Source organism: Leptospira vanthielii serovar Holland str. Waz Holland = ATCC 700522 (assembly GCF_000332455.1).
Classification (GTDB): Bacteria; Spirochaetota; Leptospiria; order Leptospirales; family Leptospiraceae; genus Leptospira_A; species Leptospira_A vanthielii.
This window is the reverse complement of the sequence record NZ_AOGY02000077.1, coordinates 153,714-173,134: the sequence shown is the minus strand read 5'-3', so window position 1 is coordinate 173,134 and position 19,421 is coordinate 153,714. Positions and strand designations below refer to the sequence as shown.

Annotated in this window: 17 protein-coding genes and 1 pseudogene; 11 read left to right on the top strand and 7 right to left on the bottom strand. The window is 39.4% G+C overall.

The window, feature by feature from the left end:
- Position 1 precedes the first annotated feature (1 nt).
- Together LEP1GSC199_RS19680 and LEP1GSC199_RS19675 are read left to right on the top strand one after the other, a co-directional pair.
- Positions 2–1,267: an acetyl-CoA acetyltransferase gene (locus LEP1GSC199_RS19680; protein ID WP_002991025.1), complete on the top strand. Its 1,266-nt coding sequence runs from the start codon at positions 2–4 to the stop codon at positions 1,265–1,267.
- A 146-nt stretch (positions 1,268–1,413) separates the two neighbouring features.
- Positions 1,414–1,884 (top strand): hypothetical protein, encoded by a 471-nt coding sequence (locus tag LEP1GSC199_RS19675; protein ID WP_002990804.1) that lies wholly within the window; start codon positions 1,414–1,416, stop codon positions 1,882–1,884.
- 69 nt (positions 1,885–1,953) lie between these two features.
- Here the strand turns inward: LEP1GSC199_RS19675 and LEP1GSC199_RS19670 are convergent, their stop codons facing one another.
- Together LEP1GSC199_RS19670 and LEP1GSC199_RS19665 are read right to left on the bottom strand one after the other, a co-directional pair.
- On the bottom strand, positions 1,954–2,379 hold the full coding sequence (locus tag LEP1GSC199_RS19670) for an OsmC family protein (protein WP_002990998.1): 426 nt from the start codon (positions 2,377–2,379) through the stop codon (positions 1,954–1,956).
- 33 nt (positions 2,380–2,412) lie between these two features.
- Positions 2,413–4,103: pseudogene (locus LEP1GSC199_RS19665) on the bottom strand (methyl-accepting chemotaxis protein).
- A gap of 411 nt (positions 4,104–4,514) precedes the next feature.
- Here LEP1GSC199_RS19665 and LEP1GSC199_RS19660 point away from each other — a divergent pair.
- The 4 genes from LEP1GSC199_RS19660 (at position 4,515) to LEP1GSC199_RS19645 (ending at position 9,684) form a co-directional block, all read left to right on the top strand.
- Positions 4,515–6,317, top strand: coding sequence for a SpoIIE family protein phosphatase (locus LEP1GSC199_RS19660; RefSeq protein ID WP_002990894.1), 1,803 nt, complete (start codon positions 4,515–4,517; stop codon positions 6,315–6,317).
- Between the two features lie 80 nt (positions 6,318–6,397).
- The gene (locus tag LEP1GSC199_RS19655; RefSeq protein ID WP_002991022.1) at positions 6,398–7,783 is read left to right on the top strand and encodes an MFS transporter; all 1,386 of its coding nucleotides are present in this window, start codon (positions 6,398–6,400) and stop codon (positions 7,781–7,783) included.
- A gap of 13 nt (positions 7,784–7,796) precedes the next feature.
- Positions 7,797–9,365, top strand: a complete 1,569-nt coding sequence (locus LEP1GSC199_RS19650) for an adenylate/guanylate cyclase domain-containing protein (protein WP_002990757.1) — start codon at positions 7,797–7,799, stop codon at positions 9,363–9,365.
- Between the two features lie 43 nt (positions 9,366–9,408).
- The gene (locus LEP1GSC199_RS19645; protein WP_232420856.1) at positions 9,409–9,684 is read left to right on the top strand and encodes a hypothetical protein; all 276 of its coding nucleotides are present in this window, start codon (positions 9,409–9,411) and stop codon (positions 9,682–9,684) included.
- 11 nt (positions 9,685–9,695) lie between these two features.
- On the opposite strand, the gene LEP1GSC199_RS19640 is transcribed toward LEP1GSC199_RS19645, so the two are convergent.
- Positions 9,696–10,181: a DUF4468 domain-containing protein gene (locus LEP1GSC199_RS19640; RefSeq protein ID WP_039927504.1), complete on the bottom strand. Its 486-nt coding sequence runs from the start codon at positions 10,179–10,181 to the stop codon at positions 9,696–9,698.
- Positions 10,182–10,442: 261 nt separating this feature from the next.
- Between LEP1GSC199_RS19640 and LEP1GSC199_RS19630 the strand changes: the two genes are divergently transcribed.
- Positions 10,443–10,736, top strand: a complete 294-nt coding sequence (locus LEP1GSC199_RS19630) for a hypothetical protein (protein ID WP_002990625.1) — start codon at positions 10,443–10,445, stop codon at positions 10,734–10,736.
- A 1-nt stretch (position 10,737) separates the two neighbouring features.
- On the top strand, positions 10,738–11,460 hold the full coding sequence (locus tag LEP1GSC199_RS19625; RefSeq protein ID WP_002991092.1) for a lysophospholipid acyltransferase family protein: 723 nt from the start codon (positions 10,738–10,740) through the stop codon (positions 11,458–11,460).
- Positions 11,461–11,521: 61 nt separating this feature from the next.
- On the opposite strand, the gene dapF is transcribed toward LEP1GSC199_RS19625, so the two are convergent.
- Positions 11,522–12,364: a diaminopimelate epimerase gene (gene dapF / locus LEP1GSC199_RS19620; protein WP_002990831.1), complete on the bottom strand. Its 843-nt coding sequence runs from the start codon at positions 12,362–12,364 to the stop codon at positions 11,522–11,524.
- Between the two features lie 110 nt (positions 12,365–12,474).
- Between dapF and LEP1GSC199_RS19615 the strand changes: the two genes are divergently transcribed.
- Positions 12,475–13,326 carry a class I SAM-dependent methyltransferase gene (locus LEP1GSC199_RS19615; protein ID WP_002990728.1) on the top strand — a complete coding sequence of 284 codons (852 nt, stop codon included), beginning with the start codon at positions 12,475–12,477 and terminating at the stop codon, positions 13,324–13,326.
- Here LEP1GSC199_RS19615 and LEP1GSC199_RS19610 read toward each other — a convergent pair.
- Positions 13,300–14,073 carry an HAD family hydrolase gene (locus tag LEP1GSC199_RS19610; RefSeq protein ID WP_002990682.1) on the bottom strand — a complete coding sequence of 258 codons (774 nt, stop codon included), beginning with the start codon at positions 14,071–14,073 and terminating at the stop codon, positions 13,300–13,302. The two genes, LEP1GSC199_RS19615 and LEP1GSC199_RS19610, sit on opposite strands and share 27 nt — an antisense overlap.
- A 77-nt stretch (positions 14,074–14,150) precedes the next feature.
- Between LEP1GSC199_RS19610 and LEP1GSC199_RS19605 the strand changes: the two genes are divergently transcribed.
- The gene (locus LEP1GSC199_RS19605; protein WP_002991004.1) at positions 14,151–14,366 is read left to right on the top strand and encodes a hypothetical protein; all 216 of its coding nucleotides are present in this window, start codon (positions 14,151–14,153) and stop codon (positions 14,364–14,366) included.
- On the opposite strand, the gene LEP1GSC199_RS19600 is transcribed toward LEP1GSC199_RS19605, so the two are convergent.
- Both LEP1GSC199_RS19600 and fliD read right to left on the bottom strand, forming a co-directional pair.
- The gene (locus tag LEP1GSC199_RS19600; RefSeq protein WP_002990924.1) at positions 14,363–15,325 is read right to left on the bottom strand and encodes a hypothetical protein; all 963 of its coding nucleotides are present in this window, start codon (positions 15,323–15,325) and stop codon (positions 14,363–14,365) included. The genes LEP1GSC199_RS19605 and LEP1GSC199_RS19600 overlap by 4 nt on opposite strands.
- On the bottom strand, positions 15,322–17,244 hold the full coding sequence (fliD, locus tag LEP1GSC199_RS19595; protein ID WP_002990919.1) for a flagellar filament capping protein FliD: 1,923 nt from the start codon (positions 17,242–17,244) through the stop codon (positions 15,322–15,324). Before fliD ends, LEP1GSC199_RS19600 begins: the two co-directional genes overlap by 4 nt.
- Before the next feature lie 91 nt (positions 17,245–17,335).
- Between fliD and ppk1 the strand changes: the two genes are divergently transcribed.
- Positions 17,336–19,414 (top strand): polyphosphate kinase 1, encoded by a 2,079-nt coding sequence (gene ppk1, locus LEP1GSC199_RS19590; RefSeq protein WP_002990979.1) that lies wholly within the window; start codon positions 17,336–17,338, stop codon positions 19,412–19,414.
- Positions 19,415–19,421 lie beyond the last annotated feature (7 nt).

Genomic DNA, 19,421 nt, shown 5'->3' with positions numbered 1-19,421 from the left:
TATGAGTGAAAAAGTATTTGTACTAGGTGGAGAACAAACCGACTTCCAACGCAACTGGACCAAAGAAGGAAAAACCTTCATGTCCATGATGCGGGAAGTATTAGATGATGCTCTTGAAAAAGTAGGGATCAGCTATGATGAAATCAAACGATTGAATAAAGAAAACAAAGTGGCTGTATTTGTTGGTAACTTCGATGCAGAACAGTATGCCAACCAAGGCCACTTAGGTGCTTTTTTGACGGAAGTAAACCCTGCTCTTTTTGGTGTTCCCGGTGCTCGTTACGAAGCCGCTTGTGCTTCTGGATCTGTGGCCCTGGACGCTGCCATCACACATATCCGTGCCGAAGATTACGATCTAGCGATCGTACTTGGTGTGGAAGTGATGAAAACGGTTTCTTCTTCTGTAGGTGGAGACTTTCTTGGAACTGCTGCTTATTATGAAAAAGAAGCGAAAGGAGTACAATTTCCTTTCCCTAAACTTTTCGGAAAACTAGCGGATGTGATCCTCGAACGTTACGAACTAAAAGAAGAACGTTTTATGGATGCTCTTGCAGAAATTTCTCGGATCAATTACGCAAACGCAAAACGTAACCCTAAAGCACAAACTCGCACATGGTTTATGAACAAAGAACATGCGATGGCTCGTGGTGGAGATAACAATATGGCTGTGGGAGGAAGACTTTGTATCACTGACTGTTCTCAAGTAACAGACGGTGCTGCGGTAACAATCCTTGCTTCCAAAGATTATACAAAAGCATACGCTAAAAAAACTGGTCGTAAGTTCGATGATATCCCTCGCATTAAAGGTTGGGGACACAGAGTCGCACCAATTACGTTTGAAGCAAAAAAACTAGAATCCGTTGGGGACAAATACATCCTTCCATGGACTCGCCAAACAGTAAAAGATGCATACAAACGTGCTGACTTAGATGTAAAAAACATTGATGTGTTTGAAACACATGACTGTTTCACTTCTTCTGAATATGCTGCGATCTCTGCGTTTGGAATTTCTGAACCAGGAAAAGAACACATTGCGATCGAAGACGGAACCATTGACTTTGGCGGTAAAAAACCAATCAACCCATCTGGTGGACTCATTGGTGTGGGTCACCCTGTAGGTGCATCCGGAGTTCGTATGATGCTCGACCTTTACAAACAAGTCACGAATACAGCTGGTGACTACCAAGTGAAAGGAGCAAAGAACGGTCTTATGCTCAACATCGGTGGGTCTGCGACAACGAACTTTGTGTTCATCTTAGGTAAGTAAACACAATTAATGGGAGTCGGATATAGTCCGATTCCCATTAAACACCCTAAATGTATAATCCTTTCATCCTTTATAAATCAAATTGACAACAAAAATTTCTTTGCATAAACAAACAATGTATACATTTTAAATTATGGAGCATTTAGATGTCACATGACTGCAAACCAAAGAATGGCAGTGATTATATTCAATTACTTTCTATATACATCAATTTGATGCAGCAGAATGAATTGAAATCAATTAGTGTTACAGGATTTTATGTAGCTTTGTTGTCGGCTATCTTAGCTTCTGACAATTACAAGAAAGCTGAAATCTCATTAAACATTTTTTTATTTTTTATTGGTATATTAGCAACTTACATCAACTATTCATTCAGAGGTTGGAAAAAAGACTACCTCAAATATGCAAAGAGTATTGTTCAACTCATATTAGTTGAATTTCCAAATCTTGACGAGTGTAAGAATATTCCGATAGCACTAAGGAAAAAATTCACGCCAACCGAAGCACTTTATCCTATTGACGCTCTTTTCTTTATAATTCCGCTTTTCGGATCTCTTTACTTTTTTTCGTATACGGTTGTAATAATTTTAAAAGGTCTAAGTCTCTCGGTAAAATAGATTACAAATAAAAATTCACATACTATCCATTTTGCATTCGAAAACCCAAAGAAGAACCTTTGGTTTTTTTCATTTTCTACGAATTTCGCCAGCCAAATCAGTTCCTGGGGCAATGGTGTTAAACACAGTTCCATATTTTTTTATATTTTCGTGTAACAGGTGCAGACGGTCATCCGATTCCTCTGTATCCACAATGATCTGGTAACGAATGGATTCCATTTTGGGTGGAACATCCTGACGAACCCCATCTACGATGACTTGAATTCCTTTCAGTTGAAAATGAAGGATCGGCGTAACCCTTTCCACTCCCTTAATGATACATGCCGAAAGTGCAGAGAGTAACAACTCCGCTGCGTTAAACGCATTTGGATTTCCCGCCATATCCGTATCCAAAACAATCTCTGCCGACTTACACTTTGAAAGACTCGAATGTGAATCAACTCGTGATGTTTCTACATGGAAACTCATTTTTGGTTTTGTGTTTGGGTTTGTCATAACCTTATCCTGAATTGTGCTCGTACTACATCATTAAAATTGAAATCGGAAGGCCACAGAATCCAGTCGATCCGCTACTTTGTCTAAATTCGTAATGGACTCTTCAATGGCGGCAACGGTTTGTTTTTGTTCGTTGGCAGCCGCTGACAACTCCTCCACAATGGCGGATGTATTGATCAGTTGGGTTTGGATCTTTTCCATATTTTCCAAAACACTCCCAGACATTGACTCCGACCCTTCAGTAGAACCATTGATCTTCTCGGCACTAATTTTAGTTTCTTCTGCATTCTTTAAAATTTTGTTCATCTCGACTTGAACCGTTTCGAATTCGAGAGAACCCACTTCTACTTCAGTAAGACCTTCTTGGATATCTGAAACCGTTTGCAAAATCTTTGCAGTCAATTCGGAGACGAAGGCAGATATTTCTTTTGCGGATTTATTGGATTGTTCGGCAAGTTTTCCCACTTCCCCTGCAACCACGGCAAATCCTTTCCCCGCATCACCTGCCCTCGCCGACTCAATAGATGCATTTAACGAAAGTAAGTTTGTTTTTTCAGAAATGGCAGTAATGGTTTCTGTGATTTTCCGGATGGCTTTTGTTTTTTCACCTAAATCTTTGATGGTTTCAGAAGTTTTGAAAATTTGACTCTTCGCTTTTAAAAACTGAGTCATTGCTTTATCAGAACGGTTTTTTCCTACTAAGGAAAATTGGTATGCTTCTGTGGATTCCGATTGTACTGTATTAGATTCATTCCGTATATTACAGATGAGTTGATTTAAGGAATCCATTTCTTGGAAGATACAATCTGAACTTTCACGAGTGACAATGCTCGAATCTGCCAAAGAAAACATTGCTTTCGATAACTCTTGAAATGCAACATGGATATGTTCTACGGCATAAGTGAGCGCTTTGATTTGAGTTTTTACAATTTCGGCATTCCCAATCAATTGAGAAATCATTCCTCTAAATTCAAATTGAGTTTTTTTGATCAACGAAAGGATTTCTGCATAATCACCTCCATTTTCTAAAACCACATCAAACTTTAGCCGACCATTACATAAATTTTCTAAGTATTCCTTTACCTTTAAGAATGATTTTCTGTTTTTTCTGATCTTTAGATAACCAATGGTTGTAACAAAGGAAAACAAAACTAATCCAAATATTGATGCCAGAGGATTGGAAAGAAAAACTAAACTAACATTTGTTTTTTGCGAAAATAAAATCAGTAGAGTTCCACTTACAATTGTTTGTATAAGGAAAATGGTTTGCGAAGATAAACCAGCGATGATTCCATCATTTGTTTTAGGTTTCCAAGTTCCAGAATTCATTTTGCCATACAAAGTTTCGGCATTACGAATTTGTCCTTTCGTTGCCTTGGTCCGTACCGACATATAACCAATATGTTTTCCATCTTCGTAAATTGGTGATACGTTCGCATCTACCCAATAATAATCTCCGTTTTTACAACGGTTTTTGACAACACCACCCATGAATTTTGAGCCTTAATTGTATCCCATAAATCTTGGAACGCCTCTTTTGGCATATCGGGGTGACGGATCAGGTTGTGGGGTTCTCCGATTATCTCTTCTTCAGTATATCCACTAATGCGTAAAAAATCCTCATTCACATAGGTGATGATTCCTTTCAGATCTGTTTTGGAGGTGATCTTTGTTCCTTCTTGGAATTCGATTTCAGTATCAGTAATGGGCAGATTCTTGCGCATGATTTCTTTGTATTTTAGCGCACCTTGCCTTTCAAGTACTATTTAGAAGATAGGGATTCCAATTACAGAATTTAGAATTTTCCAGCTTCAAAACAAAAAAACAACTGGTTAACGTCGTTCTTTTTTAAAGGTCTTGAATGGAAAATGATTTTCAATTTCAAATTTATATAACATAACATTGATTATGTGATATACTATAGTTCAAAATGAACGTGTTATCTACAATTTGTAGTGAAAGACAAAAAATTTCCAACAACCGATTTGTATATAAATTTCATTCAAAAGAAATGATAATTATGAAACAACAGAGCATACAAAAGTTTATTTAGAAATCCATCCCTTCGACTTGACTTTTATGAATTGATCCTCCAGTCTATGGAGAAAGGCAGATAGGTAGGATTAGGTGACAACGTGAAACGAGAAACTCTTTTCTGGGATCTTACCCTTAAACTAGAAGCGTTCACACACACGGTTCCTGTTCCCTTTGCCGTATATTACGCCATCATCACTCAGAAAATGGAGCCAGAACATTGGCGTATCTTCATTGCCCTTTGTGTTTTTTTTGCTACTGGGATTGGTCTCCTTGGTACCTTTGTCCGGCACTTATTATTAAAATATGTGTATGCTAAAATTGAAAAGATCCAAATCCCCACTTCTGGAATTTATTCCTTATCCATAGAGGAAGCCGAATATGCAAAATCTGTAAAAATACTTCTTTTTCGTTATCCCTTAGTCGAAGCCATTATCATCGTAATACGTTGGTTATCCGGTGTGATACCAATCAGTTTTTTGTTTTTTTATTTGGTGGCCTATATGCCATCGGTGGTTCGATCTGCAATCTTTACCTTTGTGATGATTGCTCCAATATCGTTTGTAACTTATTATTTTATTTCCGAAAATTCCATCCGGCGTCTTTTCGATCTTCCCCAAATCAAAAACATAGAACTTCAAGAAAAGGACATCCCCAAGTTTAATTATTTTTCAAGGATCCTAGTCGCTTTTTTTAGTTTGGCCGCCCTTCCCTTTGTTATCTTTTCTTACATTCTCTATTCGCTGGCAATGGGAGAAATTGCTGTAAAAGATCCAATGATTCCCATTGTTACTGTATCATTTATTTTCATTATTCCCCTGGTAGTATGTTCTTATGTAGTAGCCAAGTCAGTGAATGAAGGACTAAACGAAACTAGCAGGTCCTTAGGAGAACTTGCCAAAGGAAATTTTGATGTGGTTGTCACCCCCAAGTCCAGCGATGATTTCGCCAAACAAGCATTCTATCTCAATTCGGTGATTACAACATTGAAAGGAATGTATGAAGAAATTAGAAATCTAAATGAAGGATTAGAAGAAAAAGTAACCTTAAGAACCAATGAATTAAACCAATCCTTACAAGACATCAGCAACCTAAAAATCCAACAGGATGGTGATTATTACCTCACCTATCAATTGCTAAATCCACTTGCAATCAAAGATGTGGACAGTAACCAATTGGAAGTGGATCATTTGGTTCGACAGAAAAAAGTATTCGAATACAAAAACCGAAGGTACGATATTGGCGGCGATATCAATATCTCCCATTCCATAGTTTTACAAAATAGAAAGTTTTTACTTTTTGCGAACGCTGATGCGATGGGTAAGTCTATGCAAGGAGCTGGTGGGGCATTAGTATTTGGAGCCGTGTTCCAATCCATTGTTCAAAGAACAAAAACAGATCCAAGGTATCAAATGATCAGTCCAGCAGATTGGTTAAAAACAAATCTCCAAGAGATGCATTTGATCTTTGAAGCATTTGATGGAACAATGCTTGTTTCTCTCACCATGGGTCTTTTGGAAGAAGATACGGGAAGGTTATTTTTTTTGAATGCCGAACATCCGCCCATAGTTCTATACAGGAAGGGAAAAGCAGAATATATACAGGCAGATATTTCCTACCGAAAACTAGGAACTTTAGGTGCCATGCCCATCCAAAATATCAAAGAATTCCAACTTCAATCGGAAGATGTAATCATCATTGGATCGGATGGAAAGGACGATGTATTACGTTTAGATGCTATGGGAAAAACAGAAGTCAATTCAGATGAACAGTTTTTTTTGGCACTCGTTGAATCCACACAAGGTAATTTACTCGCCATCACAAAACTCATTGAATCCTTAGGACAAGTTATCGATGATATTTCTTTGATCCGAATCTGTTATTTACCCAAGAGAATGTTGTAATCTAAAATCGATTTCCCCAAAGATCAGAAATTTCTTCCTCCAGAATTGAGGTTCCTTCCGTCCAATACTTGAGTCCTTGAATGAACCAAACAAAACTTAAACTCCCAATCAAAATGGGATATGGATCGGCAGAGACTGGTATAACGGCCGTTCAACTCTTTACTCAAATTTATTTACTAAAATATTATACAGAAATAGTAGGACTCAATTCGAGTTTGGCCGGGATTGCTTTATCCATATCGGTCCTTTGGGATGCTGTAAGCGATCCATTCATGGGTAGGATCTCTGACCATACCCATACAAAATGGGGTCGTAGACGGCCCTACATTCTCCTTGGCGGGGTTTTACTCTCCTTGGCGGTGTTACTCCTCTTCTCACCTCCGCACCTGACCACACAGCTCGGTAAGTTCTCTTATCTTTTGACTGTGTATCTTTTTGTAAACACCGCAATGACGATCATTTCTGTTCCCCATATTGCCTTGGGTAGCGAACTCAGTTTTGAAAGAAACGAAAGGACTTCTATCTTTGGATGGAGGTTATTTTTTAGCAATATTGGAATGTTAATTGGAATGATTGTGCCTGCAGCCATATTACAATCTTTAGGTGACGAATCCTCAAAAGATAATATCATCACATCCCGAACCGTAGCCGGAGAAATTGTATCCCTTGTGATTTTGGTTTCCTCTATCACTACATTTCTTGTGACCAGAGGAAGAGACAACGTGAGAAATCATACAGAACAAAAGATCCCTTTCTTTACTGCATTTGTTTCGGTTCTCAAAAACAAAATGTTTCTTATTTTACTCTTTGCCTTTATCATTGCAACGATAGGAAGGACATTCAATTCAGCAATTGCCCTCTATTATTATGAATATAGGTTGGGTCTCAAAGAATCACTTGTGGTTATCAATATCCTCTTGCCATTTTTTCTGGTTCTCATCCTTTCCATTGGATTCTGGGTTTGGATCGCCAAAAAAATTGGAAAAAAAATCCCAGCCTTTCTCGGTGTTTTTGGTCTTGGTGTTCTTACGGTCATTGTTTATCCCCTCTTCCCTTATGGAGAATTACGCCCTCCTCTCATTGCAGCTTTTGTGGGAGGAATCTGTGCAGGATCCATCCTTATCATGGACTCAATTCTTACAGATGTTGTGGACTATGATGAATTCAAAACTGGCGAGAAAAGAGAAGGTTTGTATTTCGGAATTTGGAAGATGGGTGTTAAGTTTTCTCAAGCCTTTGGAATTGCTCTCACCGGTTTTTTACTCGATGCCGTTGGATTCCAAAACGGCGCTACCACCCAATCCGCCGATGTGGGATTTCGCCTTGCAATGATCTTTGGTCCTGGTGTAGGATTCTTCTTTATCTTAGGTTCTATCCTCTTTTTATTTTTTCCATTAAGTGATGCAAAACACATCCAAGTCCAAAGAATTTTATTGAAACGTACCACAAAAAGAACCAAGGTATAAGGAAAACTCATTTATGAAACCAGGCCGCACCCTCCAATTCATTGCATTTTTATTAATTTACTTTATTGTCCCTTTTTGTGCCTGTTTGTTCACACTTCTTTTTGCCAACTATACGGCCTCTGCTTTTTTACCGGATCAGTTCTTAGCATTATTTGAAGCCACACAAATCAAAAACGACAGAACATTAGCTATATTCACTTGGGCTCCCTTTCCCATCATCACTCTCATTTTGTTTTTTTACAGCCTACCCATTGCAAAATTTCTTTTTTCCTCCAAAGGTTGTAACTTTATCTCCGAAGAAAGGGCTCGTCACCGAATTGTTCACTCACCGCTAACAATTAGTATATTAGGATTTATTGGTTGGGAACTCTCTAATTTTTTAAGTGTTTGTCGCATCGATACACTCTTTCCTGATGCACCCCACCAAAGTATTGTTACCGTTTCAATTTTATTTGGATTTTGGGGTCTATTTGCTTTTGCCTTTTCTTATGCCACAACCACTTACTTAAACAAACTCCTCATCATCCCTTGTGTATTTCCTGAAGGGGGTCTTGGAAAGTATGCTCATGGAAAACAATTTTCCATTGTTACGAAACAATTTATCTTTTGGGCCGCATCCACACTCTTTCCCATTGTACTTTTAATCTTTGGAATTTTACTCAGAACCAATCAAAACATTTTGAATCTCCATGAACTGGTTCATAACGATGTTTTGTTTGAAGTTATTGCCATTATGCTCGTTTTTTCTTTTGCGTTTGCTATGTCTTTTGCATCCAGTTTGCAACATCCATTAAATCAAATCGAAAAAGCCACAGAACTCATCAAAGAACAAAAGTTTGATACCAGGGTCAAAATATTTAGCTCTGACGAACTGGGTCTTCTCGGTGATGCGGTGAATGAAATGGCCGAAGGCCTTGCGGAAAGAGAAAGGATGAAAGATACCTTTGGTCGGATTGTTGATCCAAGAGTTCGCGATTATCTACTATCCAACGAACATAGTCTAGGTGGGAAAGTTGTCGATGCTTCCATTCTTTTTTCAGACCTTCGAGACTTTACTAAACTTTCAGAAAAACGAAAACCCGAAGAAGTATTGTACATCCTCAATCGTTATTTTCAAGAAATGAGTAATGCCATCGAAATCCACGGAGGGTTTATCAACAAATTCATTGGGGATGCCATTCTTGCTGTATTTGGAACTCCGATGCCCATGGCAGACCACGCCGAACGTGCGTTTGCAACAGCCCTGCAAATGCAAAAAAACCTGGATTCCTTAAATGCTCAATTTTTAGCCGAGGGACTTACTGAACTTAAAATGGGAATTGGAATCCATACAGGGAGCCTTCTTGTGGGAAATATCGGTTCTGCCAATCGTATGGAATTTACAGTGATTGGTGATACGGTCAATACGGCATCACGAGTGGAAGGACTTTGTAAGGGACTAAAGAAAAACCTACTCCTTACTGAAAACACCTCCGTATTGTTGCCCGAAGAAATTCGTTCCAAACTCCAATCGGAAGGAGAATACGAACTAAAAGGAAGAGAGTCCAAAGAGAGGATTTATTCCTATTCTGCTTCAGAATAAAATGGTTGAACTCCATCCAAAAAATGTCCAGAATGGAAAAGGAATGAAGAATCTCCTCGGTATCTTATCGTTTTGTCTATTATTCGTTTCGTGTAACGAAGTCAAGTTGGTAAACAGACAAGACATCTTAGATCTTTTGGAAGGAGATGGAACACAAAATGGTTCTTCCCAATCAGGATCAACAGATTCTTCTTCCAGGTCATCCACTAACAGTGGCAGTTCGAATGGCCTAAACCACTATGGGCTTACTGACTCACCAACAGGCACAAACACCTACGGTTCCACGGGTTCCACTGTGGGAAACCCGCTTGGTTATTAGTCTCTTTTTTTCTATTTTATAAATTCAAAAAAATCATCCATCAGTGGTCGAAAGCAGGACCGAATGGTAATTTTGGCTACCTTTTCATTTTTAGGTCCATAATTCAAAATAATGTCATTGGGATCCCGAATGAAGGAAAAGATTTTGTTGATTTGCATCTCCGCATGTCCTTCTTGCACTTTGATCACATATTCAAATTCATGTTCGTTGGCATCCACTTCCCCAATTCCATAGGGAACGTAACATTTAATGAGGCCAATGCCTCGAAGTTCTCCTATTTCTTGGTTTTCTAATTCAATTTTAGAAAGTTCTGGATCCAACTTGTATTCCAACCATTGTTTTGCCTTTAGATAACTGCGGGTCTTCTGGTAGGATTTATGGTCTCGGGAATCTTCTGTGGTCCGGTATTTGGAAGACACGGTCCAAAGTTTCAAACACATAGAGTTCTGAAAAATTAGGAAAAATAAAGCTAATAGGAGGATTCGTTTTGGCATCATTTCTATGCTTCCCTTTCCTTACCCGGTTCGCAAAACAAATCTTCACAGAGATGCAAAATTTTCTCCTTATTGGGGAGTACGGGGAAGGGTACAACATTCTGAGGCAAAAGGGATGTGTTCTGGTTTGTTTTTTTGATCTTATGTCTCTTGGACTCGATTCTATCTCTCACTTTATTATTTTCGGAACGGCCCTCCCCCATTCTGGAGTGCTCGAATAAAAATTGGATTGAATTTGTCGGGGCATCACTTTCAATCTTGAACATGCCCGATTTTGATCGTATTGATCTTATGAATTATGCCATGTACGGAAATGATTTTGATCCCCAATGGGATGAAATCCGTGCATTTTTAAAATCCAATGCCGCCGCCCAAAAAGAGTTGGAAGAGATTAAAAGAACCGTTCCAAGCCCTCATCTGGGAAAAAAACGTAGAGAAAACCTACTTACCTCTGATCCAGGAGAGTCTCATGGTAGCAGTGGAACAGGTTCCGAACTGCGAAATCCAAACTCGGATCCCACTGCCAAATCTTGGTGGCAGAAAATCTTAGGAGAATGATATGGAAAACACCGTAGACCAAGTCAAAAAGAACGTCGAGAACATCAAAAAGTTTGTCACTCCGTTCTTTAATTTGGCTGTAAACACAACTGTCTACGGTTACCATAACATTGTGCCCAATGGCAAACTCATCCTTACCTGCAACCACAGAAGCGATATGGATCCTTTTGTCATAGGTACTGTTTTCCCCAGGTTTATTTCCTGGATTGCTGCGGAATATACAACGCGTATCCCCCTTTTCAAAGACTTAGTCGAAAAGACAGGAACCATTCCCATGGCAATTGACGGAAATATCTCTATGGCCAGTATCAAAAAGGTACAACAGGTTTTTAAAAACGGGGATGTGCTTGGAATTTTTCCAGAAGGCCATGACTATATGGTGCAAAACGATTTCTCTGCACCACTGGCGAATTTCCATTCTGGTTTTGCTGCTTTTAGCCTTCGGAACAAAGTCGATATCCTACCTACTGTGATCTTACCAGAGGAAGAAACTGTTACAGACTATCCCATTCCTCCATTGGTGCGTGCCTTTATGGGTATGCCAAAAGAAGTTTGTGATATCAAACGACGTGTGGTTTATAAAAAAATCAATGTAGTGTTTGGGGAAGTGATTAAGTATGAAAACTATGCCCACCTACCGCTTGACAAAGGTATGGTGGAAGTTTCGAACGAAACCAAACGCAGAATGGGTGAACTACAAAAAGTAGATTACATAAAAAAATAATCTCCAGTCATTCGATTTGTCCGTAACTCGCTTAAGGAGTACGGACAATCTTACAACCGAATTAAACTTCCACTTCTCCCGAAAATACTTCTTTGGCGGGCCCTGTCATCATCACAGATCCATTTTCTTTCCATTCGATATTTAGAGTTCCACCCCTAAGATCAATTTGCACGGACCGCCCTGTTTTTCCATTTAAGATAGAAGCCACAGTCACCGCACAAGCTCCTGTACCACAAGCTAAGGTCTCTCCGGCTCCTCTCTCCCAAGTCCTTTGGTAGAGATGGTCTTTTCCTCTGACGGACACAAATTCCACATTCACCCTTCTTGGAAACAAAGGATGGTTTTCGATAAGTGGTCCAATTTCTCTAACGGGGAAGGCATCGGCATCATCCACATAAATCACACAATGCGGGTTTCCCATACTAACAGCCGTAAAATGATATTGTTTTCCTTGGACTTCGATCACTTGGTTGATGACTGCTTCGTCACCTGGCCATACAATGGGAACGAGTGTTGGTTTTAGGATGGGTTCTCCCATATCCACGGTGACCATTTCTACTTTGCCGTTGTTTCCTGTTTTTAAGTCGAGGGTGAGAACCCCTTTCCCCGTTTCAATGGTAGGTTTTTGGCTTTTGGTAAGGCCATGATCAAAAACAAATTTTCCGACACAACGCACTCCATTCCCGCACATCTCTGAAGAACTTCCATCCGAGTTGTACATGTCCATTTGGAACTCACCCGTTTTTGAGTTACGAATAAAAATCACCCCATCTCCACCAATTCCAAAATTGCGGTCGGATAGTTTTTGGATTTGTTCGGGACTCAAGCGAATATCGTTTTTTGTGGCATCGATATACACGTAGTCATTTCCAATTCCTTCCATTTTGGTGAAGTTAATTTTCATCGGTTCCTCTCTTATCTCACCCCATGTTTTTTTTGCCTAGGATGTTGGCAAGTCGGATCAAGGTTTTTGGTTTGACCCTTGTTCTCATGAATTAGACTGACCGATAGACCATGAAATCTTGTATCCTTTGCCAATCTTCCGAGTCAAAAACCGTATTCAATGAAAATGGAACCCCCATTTTAGAATGTAAAAACTGTGGTCATGTGTATTCCTCTTATGAACAAGAAGAACATTACGAAGGTTATTGGGACGGGGCAGAACAAACTTATGATTTAAAATGGTGGGACGATGCTCACCGTGCCGTGTATTCCGATTTTATTTCTACTTACTTAAAAAAAGACAAAGGAAACCTTCTCGATGTGGGTTGCGGCCTTGGATTTTTTGTCAAAGCAGTGCTCACCAAAAAACCAGGTTGGTCTGCAGTGGGGTATGAGATTTCTAAACAAGCAGTCAAATTTGCGAACGAACAAAATGGAATGAAAACTGTACATGCGGGTCTTGTGCAAGACTCTAAACTACCCAAAGAAAGTTTTGATATCATCACTTTATGGGACGTGATCGAACACATTCCGAAACCCCATTCCCTACTCACTTATCTACATGGACTCCTTAAACCCGGCGGGATTCTTTTTTTACAAACTCCTAACTTTCCCATCCAACTAACCAAAGCCAATGTGAAGGTAAAACTCAAAGGGATGCAGGAAGGGGTTCATTACCTTGAAGCCAAAGACCACGTAAACAACTACAAAATGAAAACGCTTGCGGAACTCGGAAAACAATGTGGATTTACAGATCCCAAATACAAAGTGCTTATGCCCATCCTTTCTGTATCGGGTAGCAAAAGTAAACTTGCCGTTTATTTTAAGTTAGGTTATTATTATCTTACCAAATTTATCTTTGCTCTAAGTTTTAGAACCATCAACTGGAATAATACTTTATTTCTGACTCTGAAAAAACCATAACTCGGCAAAGTTAAGAGCTGCAACCGTACTCGGTGCCTTCCAAATGGGGCTTGAGGATTCAAAAGGATATTCCTTCACCTCACTACCTACTCCCCACATTTCGGGAATATGAATGCTGGCAATTCCATGACGATTCGCACCGAGGACATCATCGTCCCAATTGTCACCGAGTAAAATACAATCCTCTGGATTTTCTTTCGAACGTTCCAAAACATAAGAAAAGAATTCTGTTGTAGGTTTTTCATGTCCCACCTCTTCCGAAGTGATAAGCGTAAAACGAAAGTGGTCTGGTAAAAAGGAAGATACTTTTAATAATTGCGTTCGTAAGGTTTCGTTGGTAGTTAAAAAAACAGGAAACTGATTTGATAAAGCCACAAGTTTGGGAAATAACTTTGTTTGGTAAGTTTCTTTCTTAGATTCATTTTTTAAATAAGAAAGGAAATGGAAATGGTATCTTTCTTCCATCCACAAAACATCAACTATGTCTTTGGTTTGGAATCCAGAGGACACGGATTCCTCCAACATCAATTTAAAACACAAAAGTCGCAACCGGTTCGAACTATGGCCTACAAGTTGGTTTTTTACTTTTGTTCTGGCAGATTCGTATAAGGAACGGAAATTCCCACCTAACTTTCGAGTCTCCCAATCCTTAGCACATTCGGTTATGGCAAATTCATACGCTGGTTTCGAGGGTAAGAGGGTATTGTCCAAATCCAAAAACAAAGCCATATCAGAAAAGAAAACCAAGGACGAACATCCTGTCAACGGTTTGGTTCTTTAATATTGTCTTGTATCTGCGGAAAACTTCGGATAAACTTACCGGTATGATTTCCCTATCCTCTATTTTGGCCGCTTTGTTTCTGACCCTTGGACTGATCCTCACATCCTATGGAGTCTGGACTTGGTCCGATCCTATGTATACAAAGTCGCTTGGATGGAACCTGAATCTAATTTGGGGAGGGGTTGTTTTTTTTGTGGGGATTTTGTTTGGAGTTGGGAACCGGATTTTTGCCCGATTCCCCAAAGAACCAAATCTTTAAACAGAAACTCTTTCGAGTACAAGAGAAAGGAACGGAATGAACGCCTCTAAAAGTTCAGGAAGTTCGTATTCCAAAATATCACCTGCATAGACAATATCATTTTTTTCCATCGCAGAAGCAATGTTAGAAAGTGTTTCATTCAATCTGGTGATCACTTCTGATAACTTTTTCTCATCAATGGAAAGTGATTGCCAATCTAATTCTGAATGGCGAGTTTGCACTGATACAAGCGCCGACATAAGCCCTGTTAGCCGACCAACAGCATCATTCAAAATCTCAGAAGCCAAATGATCCTTTCCTGATTGGAAGTTTTCATTCACTGCCATAAAGTCTCTTATGACTTTTTCTTTATCATCCACAAAACGAGAAATGATTTCAATCAGTTCACTTTCGTCCATACGCATTACCGCAAGGCGAGTGCTTAGATCCATAAGGAAAAGTTTTACATCACGGAGGTCTTCTAAAAAGGTCTCAATGGCTTTTGTAGAATCTAAAACTTCGGATCCATTTTGTAAAGACTCCAAAATTTCTTCTACGTTCTTTCCTTTCCCCATAGGTTGTATGAGGGTTAGGTTTAGATTTAGAATTTTTGTTGTAGTTTGGATCATGGAAATAATCCAAGGGATTCCTTCTTTTAAGTCTTCGGTTTCTTTTTCCGTCAGAGAATCACGACCGACAAGGGTGGTTCCCACTTTGTCTACGTAGTTATCGACTTCCCAAAGGCTATCTTCAATGACATCTAATTCTTCACCCACAAATAAATCCAGACGTTCTGTTTCGTCTACACCCACAGCATTTAGGTCAGAACGGTTCAGTTCTTTTCCGTTGACCGTGAAATGACGAAGATACTTTCCATTGGATTCAATCCATTTTTGAATTTCATCCAACACTTGGCCTAGATTTGTTTCGCCATCGAGTTTAGTATCTAATTGTTGTTCATTGATATAAATATTCATCATTCCCCACCGTTACCTCTAAACATATTATTCTGCAAATAATTACCCACTGATTTGTTTTTCCCTACACCTTGTTCCATGTAGAGAAACCGTTGTTTCAGTTTGGCTTCAAAACTAATGAGATGAGACTCATGTTCTTTGATTTTTTTATTATTCCCTGCGACACTTTCTTCTAAAAGTTTTACTTTGCTTGTGACAATTCCAGAAGCATATTGATTGTAAGGTTTTAGGATTTCTAATAATCGAATTCCAACACCTTCTTCCATCTTTGCATCGTTATTCGGGTCAGAGGCAAACAAATCACGAACCCCATCTGGATTTTCAGAAAGTACGGAAACAAGTCTTTCTTGGTCAATTTGTAATAGTCCGTCTTGGATTTTTTCCCAGTTGGATCCTACAGCCCCAGTGGAGATCCCAATATCTGTGAGAACTTTAAATCCATTGTCTTTCGGAGCCGGATAGTATGAGTTAGCTGTAGTTTTTAAAGAAGCAATTAATCTTTGGATCGAATTTTCACCAGCAAGGATTCCTGATTTGGATTTGTTATCCCAAAAATCCTTGGAGATGTCTGCTGCTTTGGAATCATCACTTTCTTTTTTATCAGAGATTCTTGCATTTTTTTCAACGGAAATCACTTCCTTTGAAAACTTCATCAGTTCGTTATAAGCATCCACCCATTCTTTGATGAGGGCAGAACCTTTGGCATGATCCACATGGATCTTTAAAGTCACAGGTTTTTCTGTGACTTTATGAACATTAAAAGAAATCCCTTCTAAAACATCGGCAATGGCATCGTTTGTTTCACGAGTGATTTCCACTCCATCGATTTTGATTTTAAGATCTTTTCCTTCTTGTAAAACCTTAACTGGTTCGGCAGTTCCCGGAGCGGGGGGTGTGACAAGAGTGACCGATTTGATAAGAACAGGGGTAGTCGCAGCATTAGACAGTATAATTGTTGTTAGATTTTTCTCCGAAGCATAATCACCCGCAGGGAAAATATATTTGGATTCTGTTTTGGAAATGGGTAGGAATTTGTTACGAACACTGCCCTCTTTTTCAAAACCAATCCCGAGTTCCATCACTGCAGGAGCTTCCCCAACGATTTCAATTTCGACAAAAGCTCTTTCTTTGATTTCCGTCACAACAATCGGAACTGCAAATGCAGTGTCTGGTTTGATTGAAATTCCTTCTTCGGTTTGGAGCAACTTCTCCGTTTCTGTTTCCGACTTTTTGAACTTTGCCTGTTCCCATACCTTGGAGTTGAGTAAATCTAAAGATAATAATTGATTTGTATTTTCAAGACCTGCCTTGTTTTCCCCAACAAGACCCGCCAGTTTCAAAATTCCATTAGGATCAGAAAACTGAAGTTCATTTTTTTTACCGGTCTTTACGGATGTGACAGTGAGAATGGATGAGTCTTTATCAATTTTAATGAGAGAAGTTTCGGCAAGTCCCCCGGCCATATTTTTGATGGCCTGAGTGAGCTCCGGTAATCCCCCGCCAGGGAAGATCACTGTCTCTTTGGACTTTCCAGAATAGATCGTAAAACTGCCTTCTGGCAAACGAATGTCGGTATCAATGGCAACACCAGATAACTGATGTTTGCTTGCCATTTCTGTGATTTCTAGAGCTCGATTTCCAGACTTGGCAGCACGAGAGGCCTCTCCCGTAATCACCCCTTCTTCCGAAGAAGAGACCGATTTGGTGGCAAAAGGAGCGGTAAAGGAAACAAGGGCGCGGGTTTTGGTTTGGAGGTTTGTGGTCAGGTTTTTTACCTCACCCCAAATCTGCATTTGTGCTTTGGCATACTCGTTTTCCGTTTCCCATCGCCTGATGGGTCTACGTTCGAGTTCGACCAGTTTTTTAACGATATCGTTTGTATTTTGCCCGGTCATCAAACCCGGCATGGTATATGCTGGCATATCGTTTCAAATTCCTCTGAATCTAATGTCGTCGAATTCTACAAAAGGATTAGGAATTTACAGAATTTTTTCCTTCCCAAATCCTAGAATTATGACTGCTAGCCCTAAAGAAAAAATAGAACTGGGGAACCAAAATATCTTCTTCGACCGCGAACTTTCCTGGGTCGACTTCAACCACCGTGTCCTCGAAGAGTCTTTCGACAAAGAAAACCCACTCCTCGAACGCCTCAAATTCCTTTGTATCACTGAATCCAATTTAGATGAGTTTTTTATGGTCCGCGTGGCAGGCCTAGTGAACTTAAAAAATGCAGGAATCGAAGAACGAAGCCTGAATGGGAAACGAACTTCAGAAACCGTTGCCGAACTTTATTCCAAAGTGGGAGAATTTGTTAAAGGACAATATGAATCCTTAAACGAGATCCTCATTGAACTAAAAGAAAACAAAATCGTAGTTGTACAAGATCCAAGTGAACTTGCCGGCGATGATATCCAATTTGTAAAAAATTATTACAAACGAGAAGTTTCTTCCATTCTCACTCCTCTTGCGATTGATCCTTCCCATCCATTTCCTCATATTCTAAACCGAACGTTGAATCTCGGAATTACTTTATATTCTGATGATGATAAAAACAAAGCCAAAGAACTTTTTGCCATCGTTCAAGTGCCAAGTGTTCTACCTCGTTTTTTACAACTTCCTCCGAATAAACAATCAGACGTTAGAAGATACTTCCCACTAGAAGAGATCATTAAACTCCATTTAGGTGACCTTTTTTATGGAATGAATGTAAAACAAATTCATACCTTTAAAATTGTTCGTGATGCGGATATCTCCATCAATGAAGAACAAAATATTGGTGACCTTCTCACAACAATGAAAAACGAATTAAAAAACCGTATGTGGGGAGATGCGGTTCGTTTGGATGTCCATTCGGGTGCGGGTCATATCAAAGAACTATTACGTGGACTCTTAGAGTTGGAAGAATACCAAGTTATGGAAATTCCCACCTTACTTAGTTTAAATGACATGATGTTTTTCCAAGGTTTGGAAAAAACAAGCCACTTAAAGTATTCTTATCCCGTTCCTAAATCTGGATTTGCTGCTAAAAAAAGTGAATCTATCTTTTCTGAAATTCGTAAAAACGACCACCTCCTCCATCACCCTTACGAAAGTTCTAAATCCATCGAGGATATGTTAAAAATTGCAAGCCAAGATCCCAAAGTACTTGCGATCAAAATGACTTTGTACAGAACCTCAGGTGATTCACCCATCATCCAATTTTTGGGAGAAGCAGCAGAGAATGGAAAACAAGTCACAGTACTTGTGGAACTCAAAGCAAGGTTTGACGAAGAAAGAAACATTCGTTGGGCAAAAAAATTAGAAGATAGTGGTGTCCATGTAGTTTATGGTGTGGTTGGTCTCAAAATCCATTGTAAGATGTTACTCATCGTCCGCCGGGAAGATGATAAACTCAATCGTTATGTGCACTTAGGCACGGGAAATTATAACTCTACCACAGCTAGATTTTATACCGATATAAGCCTATTCACAGCAAACCCTGAGATTACAGAAGATGTTGCGATTCTTTTTAATACCATCACAAGTTCCGGCAAAATGCCAAGGCTTTCGAGAATTTATGCGGCTCCTACTTTCTTAAAAGAAGAGTTTCTGCACCTCATCCAAAGAGAAACTGACAATGCAAAAAACGGTAAACAAGCACGAGTGGTCTTTAAAATGAACTCTCTTGTGGATCCAGATGTAATTTTAAAACTCTATGAAGCCTCACAAGCAGGAGTTAAAATTGACCTGATTATACGAGGAATCTGTTGCCTTAGGCCCGGAATTCCAGGTGTTTCTGATCGTATTAGCGTTCGCTCCATTGTAGGACGGTATTTAGAACACTCGAGGATTTATAGTTTTGAAAACGGTGGAAAACCAGAAGTGTATTTGGCTTCGGCGGATTGTATGCCAAGAAACTTTCTTCGCCGAATTGAAGTTATGTTTCCCATCCTTCAAGACAAACATAAAAAAAGAATCGGCAAAATTTTAGAACTCCTCCTTCGGGATAACACACAAGCAAGAGTTCTCGAATCGGATGGATCTTACACTCGTTTGACACCGGGGGATGATGACCCTGCAGTAAACTCTCAAATTGATATGGTAGATATCTAAAGGATAG

Coding starts and splice junctions, on each gene's coding strand:
- LEP1GSC199_RS19680 (WP_002991025.1), top strand. CDS start 2: ATGAGTGAAAAAGTATTTGTACTAGGTGGAGAACAAACCGACTTCCAA.
- LEP1GSC199_RS19675 (WP_002990804.1), top strand. CDS start 1,414: ATGTCACATGACTGCAAACCAAAGAATGGCAGTGATTATATTCAATTA.
- LEP1GSC199_RS19670 (WP_002990998.1), bottom strand. CDS start 2,379: ATGACAAACCCAAACACAAAACCAAAAATGAGTTTCCATGTAGAAACA.
- LEP1GSC199_RS19655 (WP_002991022.1), top strand. CDS start 6,398: ATGAACCAAACAAAACTTAAACTCCCAATCAAAATGGGATATGGATCG.
- LEP1GSC199_RS19650 (WP_002990757.1), top strand. CDS start 7,797: ATGAAACCAGGCCGCACCCTCCAATTCATTGCATTTTTATTAATTTAC.
- LEP1GSC199_RS19645 (WP_232420856.1), top strand. CDS start 9,409: ATGAAGAATCTCCTCGGTATCTTATCGTTTTGTCTATTATTCGTTTCG.
- LEP1GSC199_RS19640 (WP_039927504.1), bottom strand. CDS start 10,181: ATGATGCCAAAACGAATCCTCCTATTAGCTTTATTTTTCCTAATTTTT.
- LEP1GSC199_RS19630 (WP_002990625.1), top strand. CDS start 10,443: ATGCCCGATTTTGATCGTATTGATCTTATGAATTATGCCATGTACGGA.
- LEP1GSC199_RS19625 (WP_002991092.1), top strand. CDS start 10,738: ATGGAAAACACCGTAGACCAAGTCAAAAAGAACGTCGAGAACATCAAA.
- dapF (WP_002990831.1), bottom strand. CDS start 12,364: ATGAAAATTAACTTCACCAAAATGGAAGGAATTGGAAATGACTACGTG.
- LEP1GSC199_RS19615 (WP_002990728.1), top strand. CDS start 12,475: ATGAAATCTTGTATCCTTTGCCAATCTTCCGAGTCAAAAACCGTATTC.
- LEP1GSC199_RS19605 (WP_002991004.1), top strand. CDS start 14,151: ATGATTTCCCTATCCTCTATTTTGGCCGCTTTGTTTCTGACCCTTGGA.
- LEP1GSC199_RS19600 (WP_002990924.1), bottom strand. CDS start 15,325: ATGATGAATATTTATATCAATGAACAACAATTAGATACTAAACTCGAT.
- fliD (WP_002990919.1), bottom strand. CDS start 17,244: ATGCCAGCATATACCATGCCGGGTTTGATGACCGGGCAAAATACAAAC.
- ppk1 (WP_002990979.1), top strand. CDS start 17,336: ATGACTGCTAGCCCTAAAGAAAAAATAGAACTGGGGAACCAAAATATC.